Below are 24317 nucleotides of genomic sequence, written 5' to 3' on the forward strand. Positions count from 1 at the left end.
ACGAGGCTTTATCGGGCTTGAGCGTCTGCCGGTAAGCGGGTTTGTCTTGGTGTTTACGAGTGCATCCGTACTAGCTGATCACCATCGTAGGGCAGCACCCATGCCTGCAAACCAGGATCGCCAGCCAGTACCCGAGCTATCTCTGGTGGCGACATCCAGGAAAAGGCTGTGGACAGGGCGTCGGCAATGGTGGCATTTCCGGCCACGACAGAGACACTGCGATACAAAGGACGGGCCTGACCATTGGCGGGGTTGAACAGATGGGTGACGGAGCCATCCCGGCTAAGTGCTGTGCCTGCTCCTGACGAGGTGCTGACTGCCTGATTGTGTACATCCAGATTCAACAAGCTGGCTGGCTCTGCTTGATCGCCTGCCAGACCGACGCGCCAGGGACGATTTCCCGGAGCCGTGCCCAGGCTGCGTATCTCGCCCATATCGACCAAAGCGTGCTCCAGGCCTGCCTGTTTCAGCTGTTCAGTGATGCGATCGGTGATGTAGCCCTGAGCAATCCCGTTCAGGGTCAGGGCCATGCCGGGGTGTTGTAGCAGGACTGTGTCACCTTGAATGTGGATGGCCTGGTAGCCCACTTGTTGCAGCGCCTGCTTGATCTCGGCAGCATCAGGAAGGGACGTTTTAGTGTTGCGTTGAGCCGCTTGGCTATACAGATCCCAGAGCACCTGCACTGTGGGATCGAAGGCTCCGTTCGTTAATTCACTCAGGCGTTGTGACTCCAGCAGCAGCCGCGTCAGATCGCCGGGGGCTTGCTTCAGATAGCCATCGCGATTCAGGCGTCGCAAGGCGCTGTCTTGTTCATACAGACTGAATATTCGCTCCAGCCGTCGCACTTCGGACAGGGCCTGATCGATCAGGGTTTGTGCGAAAACCGGGTCGGGATGGTGAATATGCAATTGTGCGTCCGCACCTAAAGCCACCCCTTGCCAGGAGCTGAGTGGGGTAGTGGCTGCTTGCATCGATTTGACGGCCCAGGGCACGCAAGTCAGGGCGCTGGTCGCGGCCACGATACCGATAAAACGACGGCGGGAAACAGGAGTAGAAGTCATGGCAAATACCTGGGATCAGGAAGATAAGCGTTTCAAGGCAGCGCGACCGCACCAAAGATGTAGTTCTCCGGCATCTCGGCAAAGCGAACCACTTGGCCGCCATGCTGTTGCTGGAAGTCCTTGGCGGCCTGCTCCTGGCTAAAGGGCAGGGCATCGATGGTGCCCATGCCACCGGTGTAGCGGCTGTAGATCAGATACCAGGCATCTTGTGCCGGTATCCAGGCTTTTTCGGGGAACTGGCCGTCCTGATTGCGTTGGGCCATGTCTTGCACATAGGTGGCGGCAATGGCCTTGGATTCTTCAGGCAGCATGGTGTAGGCAAAGACCTCGCGTATGGTAGTGAACCAGAGCGGCGCTTCGCGTTCGCGCAGAAGGATTTGCCCTTTGGGGCCTTGATGCTCGAACAGGTACATGCCGCAGTAGTGGCCTACAGCTGTTTGTGGGATCTGGACGACGGGAGGCGGCGGGGCTTGCACCTGTTCCGGTTGGCCGCAGGCAGCCAGTATCAGACCCAGGCACAGCAACAGAAGAGTGCGCAGTTTTTTCATAGTGCTTTTCTTTTGAATACCAGGCTTGCCAGACCAAAAGGCACGGCGATCCACAGCAGCAGAACGCTCATCAACACACTGGCAGGCAGACGAGCCTGTTCGCTTAGACCGGCCATGCCAGCAAACATGGCGACATTCTCGTAGCCGGTCAGATTCAGCAGGCGGTACACGTCGGTGGGGTTGAACAGCAGGATGATGTTCAGCCAGGAAGCGGTGATCATGGCACCTTGGTCAGCGACCAGAATACCCAGCAGAGCCATGTCATAAATCACCACGAAAAACAGCCAGATACCGATGGCTAGCCCAGCTGCCGTGGCACGTTCTCTGACCAGGGTGCTGATGAAATAGCCCATGGACAGGAAGCTGGCACCGAGCAAAACGCTGGCACCCATCATGGCCAGAAAGGGCGTCCAGACGCTGAAGTCCAGGCCGCCATGAGCCATTTGCAAGGTGACGCCTGCCAAACCGTAGCCCACCACGGTAGATAAGCTCAGGATCAGGGCATGGCCCAGGAATTTACCGACCAGAACCTGCCAGCGATGGACGGGGTAGCTCAGCAGCAAGGACATGGTGCCGCGCTCGATCTCGCCCACAATGGCGTCGTAGGACAGCAGCATGGCAATCAGCGGGATCAGGAAAATAGACAGGCTGGACAGGCTGACAACCGTGACTGTCAAAGGATCTACCTTGACGCTGCCGGTGGGGGCGCTGCCCAGAAAACCCAAGGACAAAGCCAGTGCGGCCAGCAAGAGGGTGACGGCCAGTACCCAACGATTGCGCAATCCGTCGCGCACTTCCTTTTGGATGATGATCAGGACAGGGTTCATGGCTTAGTAATCCTCGCGCTTCAAAAAGTGCGCATACAACTCGTCCAGACCGGGGGATTCCAGCTCCAGGTCGGTCAATCCGGGGATGGTATGCGCTTCGCGCAGAATCTGGATTTTTTCGGCTTCGGTGCAATGACGTTCCAGACGATTGGTGCCGATGACATTCCAGTGCTGTGGGACAGAATCGGGGATCTGCTCTACGGTTAGGCGAATACGTACCGGCAAGCCAGCGTGTTGGCGCAGTTCGGATAAAGTGCCATCAGCAATCTTGCGTCCTTGTTGCATCACGATGATGCGGTCTGCCAGACGTTCCATCTCCGCCAGAGCGTGGGTACTGAGCAGGATGGTGGCCCCGGCATCGCGCAGTTCTTGGACGATCTCGTAGAACAGCAGACGGGAGGCTGGGTCCAGTCCAGTGGTGGGCTCATCCAGTAACAGCACACGAGGTTTGCCCAATAGGGTTTGAGCCAGTGCCAAGCGTTGGCGCATGCCTTTGGAATAGGTACCCACGCGCTTGTGAGCCGCTTGTGCAATGCCGACACGTGCCAGCAAGGCCTGGTTGTCACGGGTCGGCAGCCCTTTCAGACGAGCGTAAAAGGCCAGTGTTTCGGTGCCGGTCAAGGCGGGGTGCAGGGCGACGGTTTCGGGCAAGTAACCGATATGGGCCCGTAGTCGGGCAGCCTGGGAGGAACCAGCGTCATGATCCAGCAACGTGACCTTGCCTTCGTCGGCGCGGATCAGGCCCAGAATCAGCTTGATGACGGTGCTTTTGCCTGCCCCGTTGTGGCCAGCCAGCACCGTACATTGGCCGGGGTAAAGTTCGAAGTTCACCGCGTTGGCGGCACGCTGCTGACCATACAGTTTGCTGACGTTGGACAGCGCCACGGGGGCTGTACAGTTATTGCTTGGAGTCATGATTGGCCTTGTAGCGCTCCCAGACGGGATTGTCGGGCGCACGCATCAGCGGTGCGCTATCGATGATGCCGCCGGGCAAAATGGCAGGAAATTGGGTTTGCGCCCAGCGCACAATGGAAACGGCGGGGCTGTTCAAGAGCACGCGGGCCGAAGGGGCTCGCCACACCAGTTGTTCAATCAGGCCATTGGGGCGATAAGCGGTGTCACCAATGCCGTCACCGTTCAGGTCAAAGGCGCTGTGATCGCTCCAGTAATTGCCCCGGTCCTTGCTGGACCACTCCAGGTAGCGGGTACCCACATACTTCACCTGATTCTGGTTCTGGATGAAGGCGTTTTCCGTGATCTCATTGCCCTCGGAACCGGCGGTGTAGTGCACCCCGATCTGGGTGTTCTGAATCAGGTTGCCGGAGATCGTGTTGAAGTTGGCGTTGTAGAGAAAGACGCCTTTTTCGGCACCGTCCACGATGTTGTCAGTAATGGTCGATTGCTGAGCGGCATTGAGCATCAAGCCTTGATGCGTGCTGTTGATGCTGATGTTTTCACGTACTGTCAGGAACTGCGAAAACATCAGGGCATAGGCAATGTCATTGCCTATGGAAACATTGCTGCTGACCTCGCTGTTATTGGTGTACATGTAGTGCACCGCATAGCGCAGCTGGGTAAAGCGGTTGTGGCTGAAAACATTGTCGCGGCTGGTATTGGAAAAAATGCCGTCGCGACCCCAAGAAATATCGTTGTACAAGATGCGTGAGCCGGGGGAGTTCCAGACGGTCACGCCATTGCCGCGCTCATTCAGACGCAGCTCTTTATTGCCTACGATGGTGTTGTGTTGCACCAGCGCGTTGTGGGGCCCCCAGACATATACCCCCACCAGATTGTCGAGGATGTCGTTGTTTTCAATCAGGGCGTTATGGGCGGGTTTATCCAGGAATATGCCTGCATCCATGTCGGGCAGGCTCAAGCCGGAATTACGCACGGTAATCTGACGTATCTGCACATCTTCCGCCTGCACCCACACCGTGCGGCCTTCACGTTCACCCATCAATACGGCTTGCCGGTCGTTGGGGCCTTGAAGTGTCAAGGGCTTGTTCACGATGATATTGCCCTGATACGTGCCGGGAGCCAGCATCAGGATGTCACCGGCTTGGGCGGCATCGATAGCGGCTTGCAGCGATGTATCGGCAGGCACTTCAATGGTGGCCGCTTGCGCAGCCAGACCACTGGCCGTAAGGGCCAGGACCGTAAGCGGCTTGAAGGCCAGCCTCAGCACCAGGGTTGGGCTGAGGCATCGTGCACGGATAGGGAGCAGGCAGAAAGGCGTCATGTCACCGTCAGGCTTTGGGTTTCACGTTCATCTGACCGGACATTTCCATGTGCAGTGCGTGGCAGAACCACTGGCAGTAGTACCAATGCACACCGGGGCGCGAAGCCGTGAAGGTGACCGAGCTGGTTTGCTGCGGTCCAATTTCCATGGCCACGCCGTAGCCGGACAAGGTAAAGCCGTGGGTCAAATCCTCGATCATCTCCATATTGGTGACGACGACGGTGACCTCATCGCCCTGATTGACCTCGAAGCTGGGGACGGAGAACACGGGTGCCACAGCGGTCATGTAGACCCGCACCTTGTTGCCATCCCGAATGACTTTGGACGCACCCTCCAGGGTGACGCCGTCTTTTTCAGCCATTTTCCGTGCGCCGTCCCACCATGGGTCGTCACGAGTCCAGACGCGCTTGGGTCGCACTTTGTCAGCTGCAACCAGCAGCATGTCGTGTGGTTCGGCAAAGCTTGGGCCATCGTGAACCAGCTTCATGACGTCGCCCGAAATGTCGATCAGCTGATCGTTTTCTGGCTTGAGCGGGCCTACGTTCAGGAAGCGGTCTTTGGAGAACTTGTTCAGCGAGACCAGCCATTTACCATCGGCCTCTTTGGTCTCGCCCATGGTGGTGTGGTTGTGGCCGGGCTGGTAGTGCACGTCCAGTTTCTGGATGATGGGGTCTACGTCCTTGCCCTGGTAAGCCTCAATGGCTTTGGCCATGTTCCACTTCACGATCTGGCTGTCGATAAACAGCGTGGTGTAGGCATTGCCGCGGCCGTCATAGGCCGTGTGCAGTGGGCCCAGACCCAGTTGAGGCTCTGCCACTACGCAGTCGCGCGGTTTGATCTTGTCGGCAAACAAGTCGTCCAGGCGGCGCACGTCAATCATGGTGACGGTGGGCGAGAGCTTGCCGTTAAACACCACGTGGATGCCATCGGGGCTGGCATTGCAACCGTGCGGGGAGTTGGGCACAGGAATGTAGCGGGTATAGCGCGAACCTTTGCGGCCATCCAGCACTTTGACGCCCTGCATCTCTTTGAAGTCGCCTTTCTTGACGCCGTCTTCAATAGCCTTCAGGTTGAACACCACGGCCCAGTCCTGCTCGTTGGCGCTCATCTCGCCGACGTCCAGCCCCTTTTCGGAGTTGTAGCAGGTGGAGAAGGCGTACTTGCCCTGGTAGTCGGCGTCGCAGTTGTCCAGGTTGCCGTCCACGATCACCTGCCAGGCAATTTCCATGGTGTCGCCATCAATGGCGGTAAAGACAGAGAAGTAGTTCTCTTTGGGGTTGCCGAAGATGGTGCCGTTATTGGGCAGGGGAACGATGTGTTCGCCGTTGCAGAACACATAGCCGGTGCGGGGGTAACGTTGGGGGCGCAGGCCGTGGATGCCGTCGGCATTGGGGATCTCGATGATCTTGTCGCACTTCATGACATCGCAACGCACGCGAGCCACGCGGTTATTGGCCTTGTCATTGATGTAGATGAAGCGCCCGTCGTAAGTCCCGTCGGTAAAGGACATATGGGGGTGGTGGGCATCGCCGTTAGGCAGGATACCGCCCAGGGAGTCAGCAAAGGCCAGGGTTTCAGGCGTCAGGTTGGCGCGCATGATCTGGCGGCTTTCGTTGGTAATGCCCCAGCCCGTCGCGCTGCAAATGTTGAAAATCGGGATGCGCATCAGCTCGCGCATGGAGGGCAGGCCCATGATGCGGATTTCGCCGGATTGACCGCCGGAGTTGAAGGCGTAGTACTGGTCCAGTTCACCCGGCTCAATGTGGGCGTTTTGCCCGTCCGGTGCTTTTTTCGTATCGGCCAGAGCATTGCCAATATGGGTGGCGCTGACGACTGCGGCACCTGACAAGGCGGCGGTGCCCAGAAAGGCGCGGCGACTCAAGCCGTGTTTATCCTGTGTGTTCTCGGACATGGTGTGATCTTCCTTTTGTGTGATGACGTGACCGACTTGGCGCTGGGGCGCGCCCAGCCGTCTCACGGCGTGGCTGGCGTGGAATCGGTACTGTCTACGCTGCGTGGACGCACGGTAGGGCGGGCAGCAGCATCGTCTTGCAGCGAGCTGGCAACGGCAACGGGGGCCGGTTTATCTCGCTTGCGCTTGGCGATCTTTTGAATCAGGTGCGGGCATTTTTTCTCGTGGTGATACAGCATCTGGCAGTTCAGGCACTGGATGCACTCGTTGGGGTTGATCGGGCCTTCTGGCTCGATGGCTTGGACGGGGCAGTCGGTTGCACAGCGCTGACAGGGGTTGCCACACATGGGGTAGCGACGCAGCCAGTCAAAGATGCGCAAGCGGGCGGGAATGGCCAGGGCAGCGCCCAAGGCACAGAGGTAGCGGCAGTAAAAGCGCTCGATGAACAGGCTGGCAATCAGCAGCAACACGGCAAAGATGGTGAAGGGCCAGTCGCGGATGAATTTCAGGATGATGGCGGTCTTGAAGGGTTCGACTTCGGCCATCTTTTCTGCCACGGCCATGTCGTACAGGGCAAAGCCAAACAGCAGAATGAAGATCACGTACTTGATGGACACCAGGCGCTTATGGGCGCTATAGGCCACCTTGATTTGCGGAATGCGCAGGAAGCGGGCCAGCTTGTTGGCCAGCTCTTGCAGCGCCCCAAAGGGACAGAGCCAGCCACAGAAGGCACCCCGGTTCCAGAAAATCAGGGAGATGGCGGTAGCGATCCACAGAATGAAGACCAGCGGATCCATCAGGAAGTACTCCCAGCGGAAATCGGTGCGCAGTGCGTGGGAGAAAGTCAGTACGTTCACCACGGACAACTGGGCCGAGGCGTACCAGCCAATCCAGACCAGGGAGAACAGCAGAAAGCCGATGCGAAAGCGTTGGTAAAAGACCTCGTGCTTGGTCAGCGTGTCCTGAAAGAAGAAGACTCCACCCAAGGTCAGCAAGGACAGCAGCAGCACGGCAATCTGCACTTTCTTGCCCGCCCAGATTTGCTTGTACAAAGGCTCGCCGGCGGTTTCCAGGTCATGGTGCTCTGCGGCATCGGGGGCCGCTGCAACGGCTGCTGGAGGGGGCGCTGTCAAATAGGCATCAGGAAGCTGGTAATTCAGGTTCAGCGTTACAAAGGCTTTATCCTTGACGCTCAGCACGCGCTGGACCAGCAGTTGCAGCCGCCAGGGCTGGACCGGATCAAAGGTAGCGGTAGCCGGAATCTTGAACAGGGCGGCTTCTTTGAAGTCAGGGGCATTGGCGGCTTTTACGCCGGGCAGACGTTGGTGGTCCAGATCGGTGAAGTGAAAGCTGTCCAGATCCTGGACGATCTCGATACGGTCAAAAATCCCGCCGCGTACATAGCCTGACCCTTTGAAGGAGTACAACCCGTTCCCGACGACCAACATGGCTTGCTGACCGGGTTTCAGTTCTTGCTGCAGGTATGTGTAGTCAGATTCGCCCAGCAAGCTTTTTCCAATGCTGGGCACGCTGACCAGGGCGGCGTACAGATCAATAAAAGTGTCTTGTGGGTCGCCTTCCTGCGGATGAGCGGCGGCTTCTGTACGGCCACTGTCGATGAAGGCCTGGTTGATGTCGGCCACGCTGACGTGCAGGCGTTGGATGGCACCGCTTTGGAGCAATTCATCCCAGCTTGCAATGGTTTGATTGCTGCTGTCTATGCTGCGTTTGACTGCAGCCGGTGCTGTGGCGGGGGCGGCAGGCTGGCCTATGCCTTCTTGCCGGGCCACCAGTTGCGAAGAGCGCATGATGCTGTCACCGACCACCATCAAGGTCACGGTGGCGCCACTGATAATGTCGACAGGTGGTGGTGCGCCGGGTTTGGGACGGTTCTTGATGTAGTTCTGACCCACATAGCCTTGAATGAAGGCCTCTACCCGCGACTCGGGGATGCCAATCAAGACAATGGGTTCATGGTGTTCCAACAGTTTGGCAGCGACGATGCTGCCATCCATGCTCATGGCGACCAGAGTGTCGATGGGGAAGCTGGAGTAACCACGGGTGTTGACGATGTCGGTCGTCACATACACATACCCTAGCTGTTCCTGATCCTTAAAGACCTTGGCAACAGGCAAAGTGCCTGCGGGCTCGCTGGTGTAGGTGGCGGTGGGAAAGATCTCGTTAAGGGCAATGTCCGGCAGGAAATGGGCAATGCGTGAACTGGAGTGTGCCGGAGGACTGATCAGACAGGCTGCCAGTACCAAAAGCAGGAGCCAGATAATACGGAACTGAACATGCCGGGCAACGCGATTGAGGGACGTCATTTCTTACCACCTGCAACAAGATTCTTGCGAGATGGTAGGGGTTACCCTTTGTTTACTCTTTGTGTCAGAGCAAAGACAGATTCTGACAAGAGTGGATGTGGGTCGGCGTCAGTCTGTTCTTGATCTGTGAGGAATGATGGCGGGCTTTGCTGGCCGGGCTTTAGATGAGGTTCAGCCTTGCTGACGCAAATAATTCAGGACCGCGTCGGCATCACCCTGAAAAATGATCCGTTCCGCTTTTTGTTCGCGTTGATAGGCGTACATGGGGTCGTAGTATTGCGTCAGCAAACCACCGATCCAGTCCCGGTGACCCTCCAGCGCGCCGCTGCGCTCCTGCTCCTGCAAGGCATCGTCCATGATGGCGGCCAGCTGCTGGTAGCGTTGATGGCCCAGGCGCTTGGTAATGCGGGCCAGGCTTTGACGCAGTTGTTCGGCAAAGAGCGCAAAGCCTGTTTGCGGCTCGTGTTGGGCTGTGTATTCCGCGTGCAGGTTCTGGACGTAATCGCGCACGATGCGCGTAATGCGGTTTTCCAGGCTATCTTCCAGCCAGATGATGGACCACTGCTGCATCCCCCGGTACAGGCCCAGTGGCAGGCTGCAACGGCCTATCGTTTGGCTTTCATCTTCCAGGACGAAGCGCTGGTGCCCTTGGGCCGTTTTTTTGAGCATGGCGATCGATAGCCTGTGCTCGAAGTCGATCTGGCTGGGTTGGCTGGTGGCGTGTTTGCCAAAGCTGGAACCACGATGATGGGCGTAGCCTTCCAGGTCCAGACTGTTATCAAGCTGCTGCAGGACATCGGTTTTGCCAGTACCCGTCATGCCGCCCAGAACCTGAAAACGGGCGCTGCCGACGGTTTGTTCCAGATTATTCAGCAAAAAGCCACGCATAGCCTTGTAGCCGCCCACTACGCGGGGATAGGGAATGCCTGCCTCTTCGCGCAGCCAGGTTTGTGTGATCTGGCTGCGCAGGCCACCTCGAAAGCAATACAGGTAGCCGTCGGGATGGTCTTGCGTGAATTGTGCCCAGGCCTGCAGGCGAGCTTGCTTGAGCTGGCCACTGACCAGCTTGTTACCCAAGGCAATGGCGGCATCCTGGCCATGTTGCTTGTAGCAGATCCCCACCAGGTGACGCTCCTCGTCGTTCATCAGTGGCAGGTTCAATGCGCCGGGAAAGGCGCCTTTACTGAATTCGATGGGAGCGCGAGCGTCCATCAAAGGCACATCGTTCAGGAACAGCTCGCGGTAGTGGTGGGTATCAGGACGCATCAAGCGATTTCGACGGCGTGGGTTTTGGCGGGGATGAATTCCCCGATGGCTTCCAGGGTCAGGCCAAGTTCTTGTGCTGTTGCCAGAAACTCGGCAGTGGCAGCAGGCTCTACGGCGATCAGCAAACCGCCGCTGGTTTGTGGGTCGCACAGAATGTTGATCTGATCCTGGCTGATAGGAGCGATGCGATGGCCGTAGCTGTCGAAGTTGCGTTGCGTGCCGCCGGGCACACAGCCTTCTTGCAGGTAGTATTCAATGCCGGGCAACAGGGGCACACGGTCCAGATTCAGACGGGCGGTCAGGCCGCTGCCATCTGCCATTTCGATCAGGTGGCCCAGCAGACCAAAGCCAGTCACATCGGTCATGGCTTTAACACCGGGCAGTTGTGCAAAGCGGCTGCCGGGCTTGTTGAGCGTGCACATCCAGTCGCGGGCCAGGTTTTGATCTTCAGGACGAAGCTTGGCTTTTTTCTCGGCCGTGGTCAGCACGCCAATACCCAAAGGCTTGGTCAGATAGAGCTGGCAGCCTTCGGTTGCGGTGTCGTTGCGTTTTAACTGGCCTTTATCAACTACGCCAGTTACAGCCAGACCAAAAATAGGCTCGGGGGCATCAATGGAGTGACCACCGGCCAGGGTGATGCCAGCGGCATCGCAAGCCGCACGCCCACCACGCACGACCTCGCGGGCAACTTCAGGGGACAGGACATTGATGGGCCAGCCCAAAATGGCGATGGCCATGATCGGTTTACCACCCATGGCGTAGATATCGCTGATGGCGTTGGTCGCAGCAATGCGCCCAAAGTCATACGGATCGTCCACGATGGGCATGAAAAAGTCGGTGGTCGAAACGACGCCTGTTTCCTCATTCAAACCGTACACAGCCGCATCATCACGTGATGTATTGCCTACCCACAGGTTCGGGTCCACGTTCTGGGCTCCGCTTCCCGCCAGGATAATGTCCAATACTTTGGGGGAAATCTTGCAGCCGCAACCGGCTCCATGACTGTATTGGGTCAGACGAATGGGAGTATCCATGAGCGCGTACCAAGAAAGAGGTTGAAGATGAAATGATACTAAATTGCCCCTATGCCCTGCAGGCTTTTGCTACGGAAAGGGCAGAGGTCGAACGCGCTGGGCCAACTGGTCGGCGGCCACCCACTGTGCAAATTGCTCGCCCAGTCGCTGGCTTTGTTCGACGGAGTTTTGCCAGGCAATACGCCGGTCTGCGTCGGGTAAACGCTTGTAGTCGGAGCGATCGGGGATTTTGCGGTCTTTTAGCCGCCGATAGAAACGTTCGGTCGGGCACAGCAAAATCAGATTGTCCAGGTTGTGACGGCGGCGAGCCTTTTGCCAACGGGGCAGGTATTTGTCGAACCAGCTGGCGCTGATCTTTTGAGTGAAATGCGGAAACAAGGTCAAGCCTGGGCTATCCAGATCCAGAGTGCAGAAGTTGTAGTCGACTAGGCCTCCATCCCGGTATAGACCGGCAGGCCAGTTATGGGCGGCATTCACACCGTCAATCACGAGTGGAATAGCGGTGCTGGCGGCCAGGGTCTCGAACAGATTGTGCTGATCCAGTGCGGCGTAGCGAGCCAGGTCTTGATGTCTGCGGTGAATGGGCAAGGGGCTGCGGGTGTCGTGCACGATAACCCGCTCAAAGAACCAATGCGGGATAGCAGAGTGCACATAATTGCCGACCATGCAGCTGAGCAGGGCTGCACCAAGCTGTTTGGGGTTGCGGGAACCCGCCCAGCCCTTGCTGCGTGCCACGGTAATGGCGAAGCGATAGCGTGGATGGTTCAAGATGGCAGCCTGTGAGTCGGCGTCCCCCAGCAAGGTTTTCAGCATGGTCTGGGTAGAGCGGGTAATGTCCGCTACCGTGGATTTGGGCAGAAAGGGGCTGTGTATATAAAGCTGCGCAAAGTCCGCAAAGGCTTTGTACGGATCGCTCTGGGCCGCACAGGCAAAGCGCCAGGAAGCGATGGAACTGCCAAATAGCCATAGCGGTTCATCATGTGTGTTGAGCCAGTCGCCAAACAAATACTGATCCAGCCCGGTTAGCGCCAAAGCCTTGGGCCCACCCGCGCTGCCAATCAGCGTCCTGATGTCCTTGGCATGCAAGCCATTGCTTTGAATATGACGATAAGCACGAGGCCCGGCGTAGATCGCGAGATCAGACTCGGTGGACGACAAGATCAGCTCCCGAATGTGGTGATTCTGTAGCCAGAAAAAGCTGGCCAACCAGGCTTTAGTCTAGCGCTGTTATGGCTGAAGGAAGAGCTTATCGGTCGGGTGAGGTAGACGAATGCAGTGGAGAAATAAAAATGGCCGGCTCTAGAGGCGCCGGCCATTTGAAGGGACTATAGGTGTTTAGAAACGCAAACCTACACCTAGCCAGTAGCGACGACCATCTTCGACGTAGCCGTAATCATCGTAGCGGATTTGCTTATCCAAAATATTGTAGATACCCGCGTACAGGTCTACGTTTTTGTTCAGTTTGTAGGTGCCACCCAGATCTACAAAGGTGTAGGACGGAGCTCGTGTTGTCGAGGAAGAGGCAGAGGTGACTGGTTCACTTTCTTTGCCACGGTAGTTCACGCGAGCCCATGTGTTGATTTTTTCTGTAGGGTGCCAATCCAGACTGACATTTGCCATGTGCTTGGGCATTTGATTCAGAGGCTGACCTTCGTTAGGACCGCTCTTTTGCTTGGAATGGGTGTAGGTGTAATTGGCTTTCAAGGTCCAGTCTTGAGCCAGATCCCAGCTGAAGTTGGTTTCAATACCACGGGTTACCGCCTTGTCCACGTTCTCGTAAGTAGTGGGGTCGGAACCAAACTGGTTAGGGCCGTCGGTACATTTGCTGGCCGGGCATGCAACGCGAGTGATCTTGTCCTTGAAGTCGTTATTAAACAAAGTCACGCCAGCGGAGAAGCCCTCCAGACTGTCATACATGACGCCGAGTTCTTGCGACAGCGATTTTTCTGGCTTCAGGTCAGGGTTACCGTACATATTGCCACCACGGCTGACTTGGCCCCAACCAGGGATGGTTTGACGCAGGTCAGGTGCACGGAAGCCGGTGGATACACCGCCTTTGATAGTCCAGTTGTCTGTGGCAGACCACACGCCATAGATACGTGGACTGAAGTGTTTGCCGAAGTTCTCGTCGTGGTCGTAGCGCAGGCCGCCGGTCAGGGCGAAGCTGTTGGTCAGGCTCCACTCGTCTTCCATGAATAGCGACCATTGGGTGCGTTTGATACGGTTGATTCCAGTTGTGAGCTGGTTACCGGTTTCGTCGTTCAGTTTTTGATGCTGGTAGGAGGCACCCAGCGTCAGCAGATGATCGCCCAGGGGGGCAACCCATGCAGTACGTGCATCGGTATTTTTGATGCGCATGTCACGCGACTTGTTGTTGAAGTCTTCCTGTTGCACGTAGGTGTCAGAGGTTGCAAATCCCCAGTTGCCACTGTGAGTCAAAGAGACCTTTTCACCGCGGTAATCTGTCTCGGAACTGGCAGGGCAACCGGAGCGTCCGCAAGCAGTGCCGGGCGCAATTGGCTCAACGGTCTTGCCCAAGGTGGAATTGTATTTTTGACGCTTTGTGCTGCCTTCCAGCACAAAGCTGTGGTTTTCCGAAGGGGTCAGGCTCAGCTTGGCACCGACTTCAAAGGACTCACGCTTGCGATAACCGTTGTAGATATCGTCTTCTTTGCGATTGGTTTGTTGTCCATAGACTTGCAAGCCCAGTACGCCATCCTTGATCGGGCCACCCAGCATGAAATTGCCCTGGAAAATATCGCCAGAGCGGCTGTGCGATTGCAAGGTGCTATCCAGGCGAATGGAACCGCCCCATTCCTTGGGCACTTTGCGGGTAATGATGTTGATCACACCGCCCATGGCGTCGGAGCCATACAGCGAGGACATGGGGCCGCGCACCACTTCGATACGTTCAATTTCGGACAGGGGAGGGGTCCAGCCGCCTTCCACACCGGAGGAGTCCGAGTTGGTGCGGGTTTCTGTCGAGCTTTGGCGTTTGCCGTCGATCAGGATCAGTGTGTATTTGGAGCTCATGCCGCGAATGGTGATGTCGCGACGGTCACCACCGCCAGTCACAATGACGCCAGGCACATCTTGCAGGGCGTCGTAGGCATCACGGTAGAACTTGTTTTCCAGGTCTTCGCGGGTAATGACGGTAATCGACGCAGGAGCTTCTTTAATGTCTTGCTCAAAGCCCGAGGCGGTAACAACCACTGGGCTGAGTTGGACGGGTGTGCTTTCTTGGGCAACGGCACCACTAGCAGCAAAAGCGCCTGCCAGAACGAGCGGCAAGCGCTTTACGGTAAATAGAGATTTCATTGACGACTTCCAATTTGTGTCTGTTTTTAGCGTGTGCTGCGGTTGCTTTGCTCTTGGCGGCAGTATTTTCCTTACAGCGGAAATAATGATACCGATTCTCATTATCGGTTCAAGGGTGAAACCTTATAACTCGAATAGAAATGAGAGTAATTATTATGTTGGTTGTGAAAAAGCGACGTTATGGCGTGCCAGACCTCCAGACTTCGGAGCAAGCCCGGAGGTCGGCAAGATGCATTAGAAGCTGGCAGTCAACGTTGCGTAGTATTGGCGACCAGGTTCGTTATAGGTGTTGGCACCTTGGCCGCTACCCGAGTCTTCGCGGTACAAGCGCTTGTCGAACAGGTTGTTCACGCCCAGACGGATATTGGTGGACTTGGTCACCTGGTAAGCGCCGCTCAGACCGAAGATGGCATACGAACCGCGTTCACGCAGACCATCGCCTTTCACTTCCGAGTTATTGGACAGATTGTGCGAGCGTGGCTTTTGTTTGCCATACAGCGTGGCGGTAGCCAGCAAGGATAGCTTGTCGTTGACGCGCCAGTCCAGCGTACTGTTCAGGGTGTAGCGGGGGATGACAGTCAAAGGCTGATTGGTTTCCTTGGACTTGTTGGTGATCATGTAAGTCAGGTTGTTGCTCAGGCTCAATGTGTCGCCGTTCTCGCCCAGGATCGGGATAGTCAGGTTGCCTTCCAGACCACGGATCACTGCCTTGCCGGAGTTCACCCACTGGAAGGGACGGACCAGAGAGCCGCCGATGTTTACTGCATCTGGAATAGTCTGGTCGCCCATATCGGCCACAATCTTGTTGCTGTAGTCGTTCTGGAAGTAAGTCAGACCTGCTGCCCAGCCCGCGTTGTCGTAGGCCAGACCGATTTCCTTGTTGATGCTGCGCTCGGGCGACAGATTGTCGTTACCGAAGATGTAGCAAGGACCGCTTACGCGTTGACCAGTTACCGGGTCGTACGGGCAACCGTTGCCGCGTGTCTGATACAGGTAGTTGGGGTTGGATTGATACAGGTTAGGTGCTTTGAAAGCGCGGGCGATACCGCCTTTCAGGGTGATGCTGTCGGTGATGAAGTAGGAGGCGTTCAGGCTGGGGCTCCAGTTGTCACCGAACTTGCTGTGATGGTCGAACCGCACTCCTGGTGTCACGGTCAAGGCGTCGGTCAGCTCGATATTGCCTTCCACATAGGCGGCTGTTGTACGGGCCTTGCTTTTGGAATCCGTGTTTTTGTTGATGGTTTGGCCAGAGCGAGTGGCGTAGTCATCATCCAGGCTTTGATCGCGGTGCTCGAACCCGACCGTCATCAAGACGTGCTTGCTGGCGATCTGCAGGGGTGTGTTGTATTCGCCCGAGATGTTCAGGGAACGCAGTTCGGAAACCGAGCCGGCACCGGGGTTGGAGATGCTGCCCTCAACGGCACCGGCCAGGCCCTCATTCAAACGTGAGTTGGTCGTGCCTTCATATGCAAAGGTCAGGCGGGAGCGGCGGCCCTGGCCGTAGTCACCATAGTGGCTGAGCGAGCCGGCGCGACGATACATGATGTTCGTTTCAGCCCCATCTTCGGCAAGTGATGCAATGGTTTGCGTGCTGCGGCTAAACAGACGCTCTCCTGAGTAGATATTGCCTTGGCGGCTGAATGAGCCTTCCAGCTCCAGACGGTGGTCCCGGTTGATATCCAGGCGCAGCAAGCCGTTAACGTCTTTATTGCGTACCCCCTCGCGGCCCGCTGGTGGCACGGTGGTTTCGTTCACTTCCATGCCGGAAGCCTGGGCGTTCAACGCGGGTTTGTCGGCATCTGTCTTGGCGATATTGCCGTAGACGCGGAAAGACAGCTTGTCGGCAATGAGACCGGACAAGTTAAAGCCGGTACGGCGTGTGGAGCCGTAGTCGCTGTCCTCAGGAATCAGACCGTAGGCGGTTACCGAGCCGGAGAAGGTATCGGTAGGCGCTTTTGTGATGATGTTCACGACACCACCGGCAGCACCAGAGCCATAGCGAGCAGCAGCCGGGCCACGCAGCACTTCAATGCGTTCGATGGCGTTGACGGGCACCCAGTTGCTGTCACCACGGGTATTACGTTCACCGTCGCGCCCCATGCGAATGGAGTCGCGCGAGCTGACAGGTTTGCCGTCAATCAGGATCAGGGTGTTTTCAGGGCCCATGCCGCGCAAGTCGATCTGGCGGCTATTGCCGTAGGAACCGGATGGGCTGTTACCGGTCAGGTTCACGCCGGGCATGGTGCGGATCAGTTCGGACAGGTCGTTGGCGGGAGGACGTTTTTCAATATCCTTGGCAGTAATTGTGGACACGCCAGGAGCCTGTTTGACGGCTTCTTCTGCCGAAGGCAAGACACGAATTTCTTCCAGCGAGGTGACCCCACCACGGACGTTGGAAGTTTGTGCCTGAGCACTGAAACTGGCTGCCAAAGCCGTGGCGACCAGGCCCAATGCAAAGATCGGGCGGCGAGCCGGAGGCGCCAATAAATTCATAATCACTTTCCTAGTAAACGATAAACAGAATGAGAATTGTTCGCGATCAGGATTGTGTTTAAAAATGTGACGGCTGTCGAGAAAGCTGACGGATTTGTGGTGTGTAAAACACGGTCAAAGTAAAGGGGAATTATTTTTCTGAATTGACACTTAGCTTCCTGCCAAGAAAACATGGGTGTTTTTTGGCATTTCCATGTCCTGGTTGGTGTGGTCCCCAGACAGCGCGTTTTGAGGCTGTTGCTTGATAAAAGATCACACGCATTTAAAGGAATTCTTGTGACAAGTACTCTAAACCTCTCCAAGCCCACTTTGATCGCCCGCGCCCAGGAGCAGATGCAGGCTCAGTTTCAGGTTCCGAAACGTAGTGTTAGAGAAAAGCTGGCTCTGACCTGTCGCATCCTGTTTGATGGTGGTCATGATTCGGGCTTGGCGGGGCAGATTACGGCGCGGGGCGAGCAGGAAGGTACGTATTTCACCCAGCAGTTAGGGCTAGGGTTTGATGAAATCAGCGTGTCCAATATCTTGCTGGTGGATGAAGATCTGACGGTTCTGGAAGGTCAGGGCATGCCCAACCCTGCCAACCGTTTTCATTCCTGGGTGTATCGTGCGCGTCCTGATGTCAATTGCATTATTCATACCCATCCTCTGCATGTCGCGTCCTTATCCATGCTGGGCGTGCCCCTGGAGGTGTCCCATATGGATAACTGCACGCTGTACGAGGATTGCGCTTTTCTGAAGGACTGGCCTGGTGTGCCTGTAGGCAATGAGGAAGGGCAGATTATTTCCCGGGCCCTGGGTGATAAGCGGGCGATCTTGCTGGCGCATCATGGCATGTTGATTGCGGCCAGCTCTGTTGAGGAGGCCTGTGTGCTTGCCCTGCAGTTCGAGCGTGCCGCGCGGATGCAGTTGCTGGCCATGTCAGCCGGAAAGATCAAACCCATATTGCCGGAGTTGGGGCGCGAGGCACACGACTGGATTTTGCGCCCTCGCCGGTCCGAGATCGGGTTTGAATATTACGTGCGCAAGGCGTTGAAGCATCATGTCGATGCGCTCGAGTAAAAAGATGGGGGCTGTTTGGGGGCGAGTCAGCTTGGAGCAGTGCTTTGGCCCAGAGGTCGGTGGCGGAAAGCAGCAGGAGTCGAACCTACCTGGGAACGTCTGACGCCCCCAACCGGGTTTGAAGCCCGGCCGTGCCACCGGGCACGGATGCTTTCCTTCAAGAGGCCCTATCATACGTTAGGGCCGATGACGCTTCAACGATCAGGGCGTTGCCTGTTCTGGTTCCCGCATGAAGCTCCGGGTTCAATCCGCCGCTGCCCAGGCTTCACCTCGTAATACATGGCGATCACGCACACGTCGTGTATAGCCGACGCGATCAAAGAACTCCAGAATCTGAATGGCCCGTTTGCGGCCCAGTCCCGTTGCGTCTCGGAACTGCGCGGCGCTGACGCCTTGGCCGCTGTGCAGCTCCTTGACGATATTGGCTAGCACCGCGATCTGGCGGCGGTGATAGAACAGGTCATGCACGATCTGAAACAGCTCCCCCTGGCGTACCAGTCGGCGCAGTACGTTGCGGGTCTGGTCTTCCGGGGCTTCGGTTTCTTTGGCCAGATCGCGTGTCCATGGAGGGTCGAAGCGGCCTGCCTCGATCAGGGGCAGCAGGGCGGTGGCTAAAGCTTGGTCTTCGGCGCTCAGAGTGACGCGGTGGCCTGGTGTATGCAGCCAGGCTCCTTGTCGGGCCAGGCGCTGTTCTACCAGCAGATATTCGGTCAGGAGCTGCCAGATTGCGTCGGGCATGGTGGGGGCGGCCATGCGTCGCAAGCGGCTGTTGGACAGGCCAGGCTCGTCCGGATTGCGCTCGTGAAACTGCAGCATCACGCTTTCTATGTGCTGACACAGCGCTTCCAGGCGCGCATCGCTGAGCAAGATGGGCTGACTTTGTGGGCGGGATCCGGTGTGCCAGCGGGCATTGGCGGGGGCGCTCAAGCCTTGTTGAGATCCTCCCGACAGACGCAGCAGTGTTGCTTCGTCCAGACCGTAAGGTGCTTGGGCCAGCAGGCCCTCCAACGGTCCGCCGCGCGTCCATTGTGCCAAGGCATCCAGCCAGGCAAGGCGTGTCGTAGAGCGTCGTTTGCGGTCCGGCGCATTTGGGTCCAGCACAATCCCGCCGCCGACGGTCTCGCTGGCCTGGGCGTTGCGCAAGATAAAGCGCTCGCCCGTCATGGTGCAGATCGGGCGGTCAAAGACCAACTGGACTTTGCCGGACTGGCCGGGCTGCAAGGACTCGCCATCCAAAGGCACGGCATGGGCCGTCAGGTGAGCAGCCCCCATGTGGACATGCCAGGGCGACCAGGTACGTAGGGCGGGAATATCTTTGTCCAGCAGGCTCAACTCCACGTCGATACGTGTGGAGGGGATGAAGCAGCGGGCGTCGGCCAGCCAGTCGCCACGCTCGATATCCTGTACATCAATTCCGCCCAGGTTCAGGGCACAACGCTGGCCGGCACGGGCCTGGCGTGATGCCTGATTCTGGGCGTGAATGCTGCGCACTCGTACGGGTGTACCGCGTGGCATCAGGCGCAAGTCCATCGCCGGGCCATCCAGATCCAGCACGCCATCGTGCACTGTGCCGGTCACGACGGTGCCGTGACCTTGCAAGGTGAAGACACGGTCAATGGCCAGGCGGAAATAGCCTTTGCCATCCTGTTTGGTGGATTGCATGGCCTGTGCATGCAGATGCTGGCGCAGTGCTTCCAGGCCGGGTTTGTCGGCGGACAGGGCATCAACAACGAAGATGGGGGCATTGTCCAGAAAGCTTCCTTGGACAAGTGCTTGCAGCTCGGCTTTGACGAATTCAATTCTGGCAGCATCAGCGCGATCCGCCTTGCTCAGGACGATGGCTCCCGCCTGCAAACCCAGCAATTGCAGTACGGCCAGATGCTCGCGGGTTTGTGGCATGACGCCGTCATCTGCGGCCACGATCAGCAAGCCAAAATCAATACCGGTCGCACCTGCGACCATGGTGTGCACCAGACGTTCGTGACCGGGCACATCAATAAAGCCCAGGATCTGTCCGTCGGGCAACGGTGTATAGGCATAGCCCAGCTGGATGGAGATGCCGCGCTTTTTTTCCTCGTCCAGACGATCGGTATCCACGCCGGTCAAGGCGCGGATCAAGGTGGTTTTGCCGTGATCGATATGTCCTGCGGTGCCAACAATCATGCTTGCTCGGGAATCAGTTGTGCGCTGAAGGCGGCCTCAAAGGGCTCTTCCAGGCAGCGCAAGTCCAGCCAAAAGGCATCTTGCGCAATGCGCCCGATGACGGGCTGGGGCAAAGTGCGCAGGCGTTTTTCCAGTTGAGTCAGATGGCGGCCCGGACGGCCTGTGCCTTGGTAGGCAAAGCGCAGTCCAAAGCTGGGCAGTACGTCTTCGGGCAACGCACCGCTGCCGATCTGGCTCAGCATGGCAGTGGGTTCGACTGCAAATTGTGTCCCCACCCATTGCTGCAAGACAGGGGCCAAACGTAGTGCTTGGGCACGCATTTCAGCCGAAGGTCGAGTCAGCAGACGCAAGGTGGTCAGGTGCTCGGGCAGGCGCTCTGGCGAACGGTACAAGGCCAGCACAGGTTCCAGTGCGGCCAAGGTGATTTTGCCCACGCGCAGAGCACGTTTAAGCGGGTTTTTCTTGATCTTGGCGATCAGGTCTGCACGGCCTACGATCAGACCGGCCTGGGGGCCACCCAGTAGCTTGTCGCCGCTGAAGGTCACGATATCGGCACCGGCTTCGATGGTCTCGCGCACGGTGGGCTCAGGCGGCAGGCCCCATTGGCTCAGGTCCACCAAGGTGCCGCTGCCCAGATCCACGCTGGTGGGCAGGCCGTGTTTTTTGGCTATCTGTGCAACTTCTTCGACCGAAACGCTTTTGGTGAAGCCTTTGACAGCGTAGTTGCTGCAATGCACCTTCATCAACATGGCGCTGCGCTCGTTGATGGCGTTTTCGTAATCAGCTGCGTGGGTACGGTTGGTGGTGCCTACCTCATGCAGGCGAGCACCGGCACGCTTCATGATGTCGGGAATACGAAAGGCCCCGCCAATTTCAACCAGTTCGCCACGCGAGACAACCGTTTCGCGCCGGGAGCTCAGGGTGCTGAGCATCAGCAGCACGGCAGCCGCATTATTGTTCACGACTGTGGCGGCTTCAGCGCCGGTCAGTTCGCAGAGTAAGGGGTTGATCAGGTCATCGCGGTCGCCTCGGCCACCGGTTTCCAGATCAAATTCCAGATTGGCGGGCGAGCGCATGGCCTGGACGACAGCCTGTATGGCTTCATCCGGCAGCATCGCACGCCCAAGATTGGTGTGCAGTACGGTGCCGGTCAGGTTAAAGACCGGGCGTAGCTGCAGGCGGGATTCTTCTTGCAGCTTGGCCTGCAGTGCATTGGCGAGCTGAGCGGGCTCCAGGTCCTGGGGGCTTAGTGATCCCTTCAACACGGCCTCCCGCAGTGCCTGCAAATGGGCACGAGTGCGTTGACTCAGGCGTGTGTGACCGAACTGGCTTAGCAAGGGCTCGAACTCTGGCGAGCGCAGCAAGCGATCCAGGGAAGGGATGTGGGCGGGGGAGAGTTCAGGCGTAGGGCTCATCATTCAAAGGCAGGCGTTTGAGTCTATGGGCAGGGTCCGTCAGCTACGCCTTGTGCTCGGGGCAGCAAGGCGTAGGGGAATCTTAGCTTAAGACTGGTGCCAAAGAAGTGGATTGCCGCTGGCGCGGGAATAGCCTTCTTCACCCATCAGAACGTCCAAAGCCAGACTGGCCAGGTCGTCCGCTACCGGGTCAATGCCCAGCTGCTTTTCCTGATAGAAGATTTTGCGGTAGGTATGGCAGTTGTCGCAGGACTCGGCCTTGATGCCTTCCGGGCCATCTTCAATGGCGTGATACGCCACGCTTTTGGTGCTTTCGCAATGCGAGCAGGTGACACGCACCAGATGCCATTCCACGCTGCAGCGCGGGCAGCACATGTAGCGGCAACCATCTTCACGACCACCCACACGCACCACGCTGGATACAGGCAGGCTGCCGCAGGACGGGCATACGCCAAAGGGGCTGGTTACAGACAGTTGGCCCTCGGTCAGCGAGCAGGCCAGGTGAGTCCAGTAAACCTGCAAGGCGGCCATGACAAAAGGTGCCGCGGCACCGTCTTGCTCAGGCAATTGCTCGGCCAGAATCGCGTCAGCCAGATCTTCCAGTTTTTGTGGGTCAGACTCGGCTTTCTTTAGCAGGCTCTGACAGACTTCTTGGGCGGCTGCAGGCACGTCCGAAGTGTTGATCATGTGATTGAGCAGACTGCTCAAAATGCTGAGCCACTGTGGATCGCGTTTCCAGCCCGATGCCAGCAAGGGTGGCATACCGTGTCTTTGTGCTGTTTCCAGCACCTCGGCGGGCAGTTCGGCCGGGGGCAGGGCATTGAGTTGTTTGTGCTGTCCATCAACCAGATGTGCCAGCAAGAGCAGGTAGGCACCAACGAGATTGCCGTCAGCCAATTGACGCAGACGTGCTGCTCGGTCAGCAAAGACGCTGGCTCGCACAGGCAGGCGCAGTCGGGGGATGGAGGTGTGGTCCAGACTTTCGATTTCGCCGCGCGGAAGGATGCGTTGCAAGACAGACTCCTGAAAACAAGGCTGCCATGCCCGAAATGGTGCATGGCAGCCGGGTTGCTTATGTACCAGAGCCCCGCCTATTCGGCAGGACGGCTGGGACCTTTTTCCATTTCTTCACGGAACCAGGCGCGGTGGTGCTTCCAGGCCCAGGCACGGGTAACCGTACCGCGGGTCATGGCTTTGACCGAACCTTTTACCCAGATACCGGCGTAGATGTGCACGATAATCGCGCAGATCATCAGCAGGGCGCAGACCGCGTGCAGCACGGAGGCCAGGCGGATAGCCCAGATGGGGAAGAAGGCGGAAAAGTATTCGCGCCACATCACCACACCGGTTGCCAGCAGGCCGATCATGAAGATCACCAAAGCAAAAAACAGGATTTTTTGCCCGGCGTTATAGCGGCCTACTTCGGGAATGCGCTCGTCCTTGGCATTGAGCACGTCCTTGAAGTGACGCAGCCAGGCCGCGTCACCCTTGGAGAACATATTGTGCCGTACCATGCGGGCCGCAAACAGGAAAAAGCACACAAACATCACCACACCAATGAACGGGTGCAGAATGCGTGTCCACGGACCGCCGCCAAACAGGTTGGTCAGCCAGAACATTGACGGATGAAACAGCGCCAGCCCGGACAAGGCCAGGAGCACAAAGCTCATGGCAATGATCCAGTGATTAATGCGCTGACTGGTGGTGTAGCGCTGAATCAAGCCCTTGCGGTTGTGATCAGTCATGGTGAGCCTCCTGGATCTTGCGTGCGTCCTCGTCGGCGCGGCGCTCGTCTTCCTCGTCGGTCTCGTTAGGACCGGTTCGGATGTAGTGGAAGAAACCAATCAGGGCGGTCAGTGCCATGGCAGCAACCCCCAGCGGCTTGGCCACTCCCTTCCAGAGCGAGACCATCGGACTGATTTGCGGGTCCTTGGGCAGGTCGCTGTACAGCTCGGGCTTGTCGGCGTGGTGCAGCACGTACATGACGTGGGTGCCACCCACTCCAGCCGGGTCGTACAAACCTGCGTTTTCAAAGCCGCGCGATTTCAGGTCTTCGATACGCTCTGCAGCGTGGTGCTGCATGTCTTCTTTGGTACCGAACACAATCGCGCCGGTAGGACAGGTCTTGGCACAGGCCGGTTCCTGTCCGACCGCCACACGGTCCGAACACAAGGTGCACTTGTAGGCTTTCTTGTCCTTTTCCGAAATGCGAGGCACATCGAAAGGACAGCCGGTAACGCAGTAGCCGCAGCCAATGCAGTTTTCCTCGTGGAAATCCACAATGCCGTTGGTGTACTGCACGATGGCGCCTGGCGAGGGACAGGCCTTCAGGCAGCCCGGATCCTCGCAGTGCATGCAGCCGTCTTTGCGAATCAGCCATTCCAGATCGCCAGCGGGGTTTTCATACTCCGCAAAACGCATGATGGTCCAGGACTTGTCGGTCAGGTCGGCCGGGTTGTCATACACCCCGACGTTGTGACCGATTTCGTCGCGCGTATCGTTCCATTCCATGCAGGCGACCTGACAGGCCTTACAGCCAATGCACTTACTGGTGTCGATCAGCTTGGCCACTTCCCCGCCCACGGGCTCGCGCACGCTGGGCGATGGGGTGGTGGTTGCGGAGCGCCGTTTGATATCAAGTGATTGCAAGGCCATGGC

General features: G+C 57.6%; 18 protein-coding genes and 1 tRNA gene. 1 reads left to right on the forward strand and 18 read right to left on the reverse strand.

Annotation, left to right across the window (positions count from 1 at the left end):
• Nucleotides 1-53 precede the first annotated feature (53 nt).
• The 12 genes from ACFPDR_RS01320 to ACFPDR_RS01375 all read right to left on the reverse strand — a co-directional run bounded on the left by ACFPDR_RS01320 (nt 54) and on the right by ACFPDR_RS01375 (nt 17022).
• On the reverse strand, nt 54-1061 hold the full coding sequence (locus ACFPDR_RS01320; protein ID WP_376910271.1) for an FAD:protein FMN transferase: 1008 nt from the start codon (nt 1059-1061) through the stop codon (nt 54-56).
• Between the two features lie 32 nt (nt 1062-1093).
• On the reverse strand, nt 1094-1609 hold the full coding sequence (locus ACFPDR_RS01325) for a nitrous oxide reductase accessory protein NosL (protein WP_060185426.1): 516 nt from the start codon (nt 1607-1609) through the stop codon (nt 1094-1096).
• The gene (locus tag ACFPDR_RS01330) at nt 1606-2436 is read right to left on the reverse strand and encodes an ABC transporter permease (RefSeq protein ID WP_088451903.1); all 831 of its coding nucleotides are present in this window, start codon (nt 2434-2436) and stop codon (nt 1606-1608) included. Before ACFPDR_RS01330 ends, ACFPDR_RS01325 begins: the two co-directional genes overlap by 4 nt.
• A 3-nt stretch (nt 2437-2439) precedes the next feature.
• A complete protein-coding gene (locus tag ACFPDR_RS01335; RefSeq protein ID WP_376910273.1) occupies nt 2440-3351 on the reverse strand; it encodes an ABC transporter ATP-binding protein in 912 nt (303 codons plus the stop codon).
• Entirely contained in the window at nt 3335-4675 is a 1341-nt protein-coding gene (locus ACFPDR_RS01340) for a nitrous oxide reductase family maturation protein NosD (protein WP_376910275.1), read from the reverse strand. The genes ACFPDR_RS01335 and ACFPDR_RS01340 overlap by 17 nt, the downstream gene beginning before the upstream one ends.
• A 7-nt stretch (nt 4676-4682) precedes the next feature.
• Complete coding sequence (nosZ, locus tag ACFPDR_RS01345; protein ID WP_021447219.1) at nt 4683-6587, reverse strand: TAT-dependent nitrous-oxide reductase; 1905 nt, start codon at nt 6585-6587, stop codon at nt 4683-4685.
• Nucleotides 6588-6649: 62 nt separating this feature from the next.
• Nucleotides 6650-8911, reverse strand: coding sequence for a 4Fe-4S binding protein (locus tag ACFPDR_RS01350; protein ID WP_321387950.1), 2262 nt, complete (start codon nt 8909-8911; stop codon nt 6650-6652).
• 171 nt (nt 8912-9082) lie between these two features.
• On the reverse strand, nt 9083-10177 hold the full coding sequence (mnmH, locus tag ACFPDR_RS01355; protein ID WP_371478273.1) for a tRNA 2-selenouridine(34) synthase MnmH: 1095 nt from the start codon (nt 10175-10177) through the stop codon (nt 9083-9085).
• Nucleotides 10177-11211, reverse strand: coding sequence for a selenide, water dikinase SelD (selD, locus tag ACFPDR_RS01360; RefSeq protein WP_035270166.1), 1035 nt, complete (start codon nt 11209-11211; stop codon nt 10177-10179). Before selD ends, mnmH begins: the two co-directional genes overlap by 1 nt.
• 69 nt (nt 11212-11280) lie before the next feature.
• The gene (locus ACFPDR_RS01365) at nt 11281-12369 is read right to left on the reverse strand and encodes a hypothetical protein (protein ID WP_376910278.1); all 1089 of its coding nucleotides are present in this window, start codon (nt 12367-12369) and stop codon (nt 11281-11283) included.
• 177 nt (nt 12370-12546) lie between these two features.
• Complete coding sequence (locus ACFPDR_RS01370) at nt 12547-14529, reverse strand: ligand-gated channel protein (protein WP_009463473.1); 1983 nt, start codon at nt 14527-14529, stop codon at nt 12547-12549.
• A gap of 234 nt (nt 14530-14763) precedes the next feature.
• The gene (locus tag ACFPDR_RS01375; RefSeq protein WP_376910280.1) at nt 14764-17022 is read right to left on the reverse strand and encodes a FepA family TonB-dependent siderophore receptor; all 2259 of its coding nucleotides are present in this window, start codon (nt 17020-17022) and stop codon (nt 14764-14766) included.
• Nucleotides 17023-17298: 276 nt separating this feature from the next.
• On the opposite strand from ACFPDR_RS01375, the gene ACFPDR_RS01380 reads away from it, so the two are divergent.
• On the forward strand, nt 17299-18081 hold the full coding sequence (locus tag ACFPDR_RS01380) for an aldolase (protein ID WP_083054837.1): 783 nt from the start codon (nt 17299-17301) through the stop codon (nt 18079-18081).
• A gap of 60 nt (nt 18082-18141) precedes the next feature.
• Here the strand turns inward: ACFPDR_RS01380 and ACFPDR_RS01385 are convergent.
• The 6 genes from ACFPDR_RS01385 to fdxH form a co-directional block, all read right to left on the reverse strand.
• Nucleotides 18142-18237, reverse strand: a tRNA-Sec gene (locus ACFPDR_RS01385).
• 87 nt (nt 18238-18324) lie between these two features.
• Nucleotides 18325-20244 (reverse strand): selenocysteine-specific translation elongation factor, encoded by a 1920-nt coding sequence (gene selB / locus ACFPDR_RS01390; RefSeq protein ID WP_376910282.1) that lies wholly within the window; start codon nt 20242-20244, stop codon nt 18325-18327.
• Nucleotides 20241-21659, reverse strand: coding sequence for an L-seryl-tRNA(Sec) selenium transferase (gene selA / locus ACFPDR_RS01395; protein ID WP_060185417.1), 1419 nt, complete (start codon nt 21657-21659; stop codon nt 20241-20243). The genes selB and selA overlap by 4 nt, the downstream gene beginning before the upstream one ends.
• Nucleotides 21660-21746: 87 nt before the next feature.
• Nucleotides 21747-22673, reverse strand: a complete 927-nt coding sequence (fdhE, locus tag ACFPDR_RS01400) for a formate dehydrogenase accessory protein FdhE (RefSeq protein ID WP_376910284.1) — start codon at nt 22671-22673, stop codon at nt 21747-21749.
• A 77-nt stretch (nt 22674-22750) separates the two neighbouring features.
• Nucleotides 22751-23404, reverse strand: a complete 654-nt coding sequence (locus tag ACFPDR_RS01405; RefSeq protein ID WP_009463457.1) for a formate dehydrogenase subunit gamma — start codon at nt 23402-23404, stop codon at nt 22751-22753.
• Entirely contained in the window at nt 23397-24314 is a 918-nt protein-coding gene (gene fdxH / locus ACFPDR_RS01410; protein ID WP_021447214.1) for a formate dehydrogenase subunit beta, read from the reverse strand. Before fdxH ends, ACFPDR_RS01405 begins: the two co-directional genes overlap by 8 nt.
• Nucleotides 24315-24317: the final 3 nt, after the last annotated feature.

Origin of the sequence: Alcaligenes sp. GCM10023179 (assembly GCF_042653705.1) — a bacterium.
In the GTDB taxonomy this organism is placed as follows: domain Bacteria; phylum Pseudomonadota; class Gammaproteobacteria; order Burkholderiales; family Burkholderiaceae_B; genus Alcaligenes; species Alcaligenes phenolicus.

What these genes read in the sequence shown, in the direction of transcription:
- ACFPDR_RS01320 (WP_376910271.1), bottom strand. Translation starts at nt 1,061, where the DNA reads ATGACTTCTACTCCTGTTTCCCGCCGTCGTTTTATCGGTATCGTGGCC.
- ACFPDR_RS01325 (WP_060185426.1), bottom strand. Translation starts at nt 1,609, where the DNA reads ATGAAAAAACTGCGCACTCTTCTGTTGCTGTGCCTGGGTCTGATACTG.
- ACFPDR_RS01330 (WP_088451903.1), bottom strand. Translation starts at nt 2,436, where the DNA reads ATGAACCCTGTCCTGATCATCATCCAAAAGGAAGTGCGCGACGGATTG.
- ACFPDR_RS01335 (WP_376910273.1), bottom strand. Translation starts at nt 3,351, where the DNA reads ATGACTCCAAGCAATAACTGTACAGCCCCCGTGGCGCTGTCCAACGTC.
- ACFPDR_RS01340 (WP_376910275.1), bottom strand. Translation starts at nt 4,675, where the DNA reads ATGACGCCTTTCTGCCTGCTCCCTATCCGTGCACGATGCCTCAGCCCA.
- nosZ (WP_021447219.1), bottom strand. Translation starts at nt 6,587, where the DNA reads ATGTCCGAGAACACACAGGATAAACACGGCTTGAGTCGCCGCGCCTTT.
- ACFPDR_RS01350 (WP_321387950.1), bottom strand. Translation starts at nt 8,911, where the DNA reads ATGACGTCCCTCAATCGCGTTGCCCGGCATGTTCAGTTCCGTATTATC.
- mnmH (WP_371478273.1), bottom strand. Translation starts at nt 10,177, where the DNA reads ATGCGTCCTGATACCCACCACTACCGCGAGCTGTTCCTGAACGATGTG.
- selD (WP_035270166.1), bottom strand. Translation starts at nt 11,211, where the DNA reads ATGGATACTCCCATTCGTCTGACCCAATACAGTCATGGAGCCGGTTGC.
- ACFPDR_RS01370 (WP_009463473.1), bottom strand. Translation starts at nt 14,529, where the DNA reads ATGAAATCTCTATTTACCGTAAAGCGCTTGCCGCTCGTTCTGGCAGGC.
- ACFPDR_RS01375 (WP_376910280.1), bottom strand. Translation starts at nt 17,022, where the DNA reads ATGAATTTATTGGCGCCTCCGGCTCGCCGCCCGATCTTTGCATTGGGC.
- selB (WP_376910282.1), bottom strand. Translation starts at nt 20,244, where the DNA reads ATGATTGTTGGCACCGCAGGACATATCGATCACGGCAAAACCACCTTG.
- selA (WP_060185417.1), bottom strand. Translation starts at nt 21,659, where the DNA reads ATGAGCCCTACGCCTGAACTCTCCCCCGCCCACATCCCTTCCCTGGAT.
- ACFPDR_RS01405 (WP_009463457.1), bottom strand. Translation starts at nt 23,404, where the DNA reads ATGACTGATCACAACCGCAAGGGCTTGATTCAGCGCTACACCACCAGT.
- fdxH (WP_021447214.1), bottom strand. Translation starts at nt 24,314, where the DNA reads ATGGCCTTGCAATCACTTGATATCAAACGGCGCTCCGCAACCACCACC.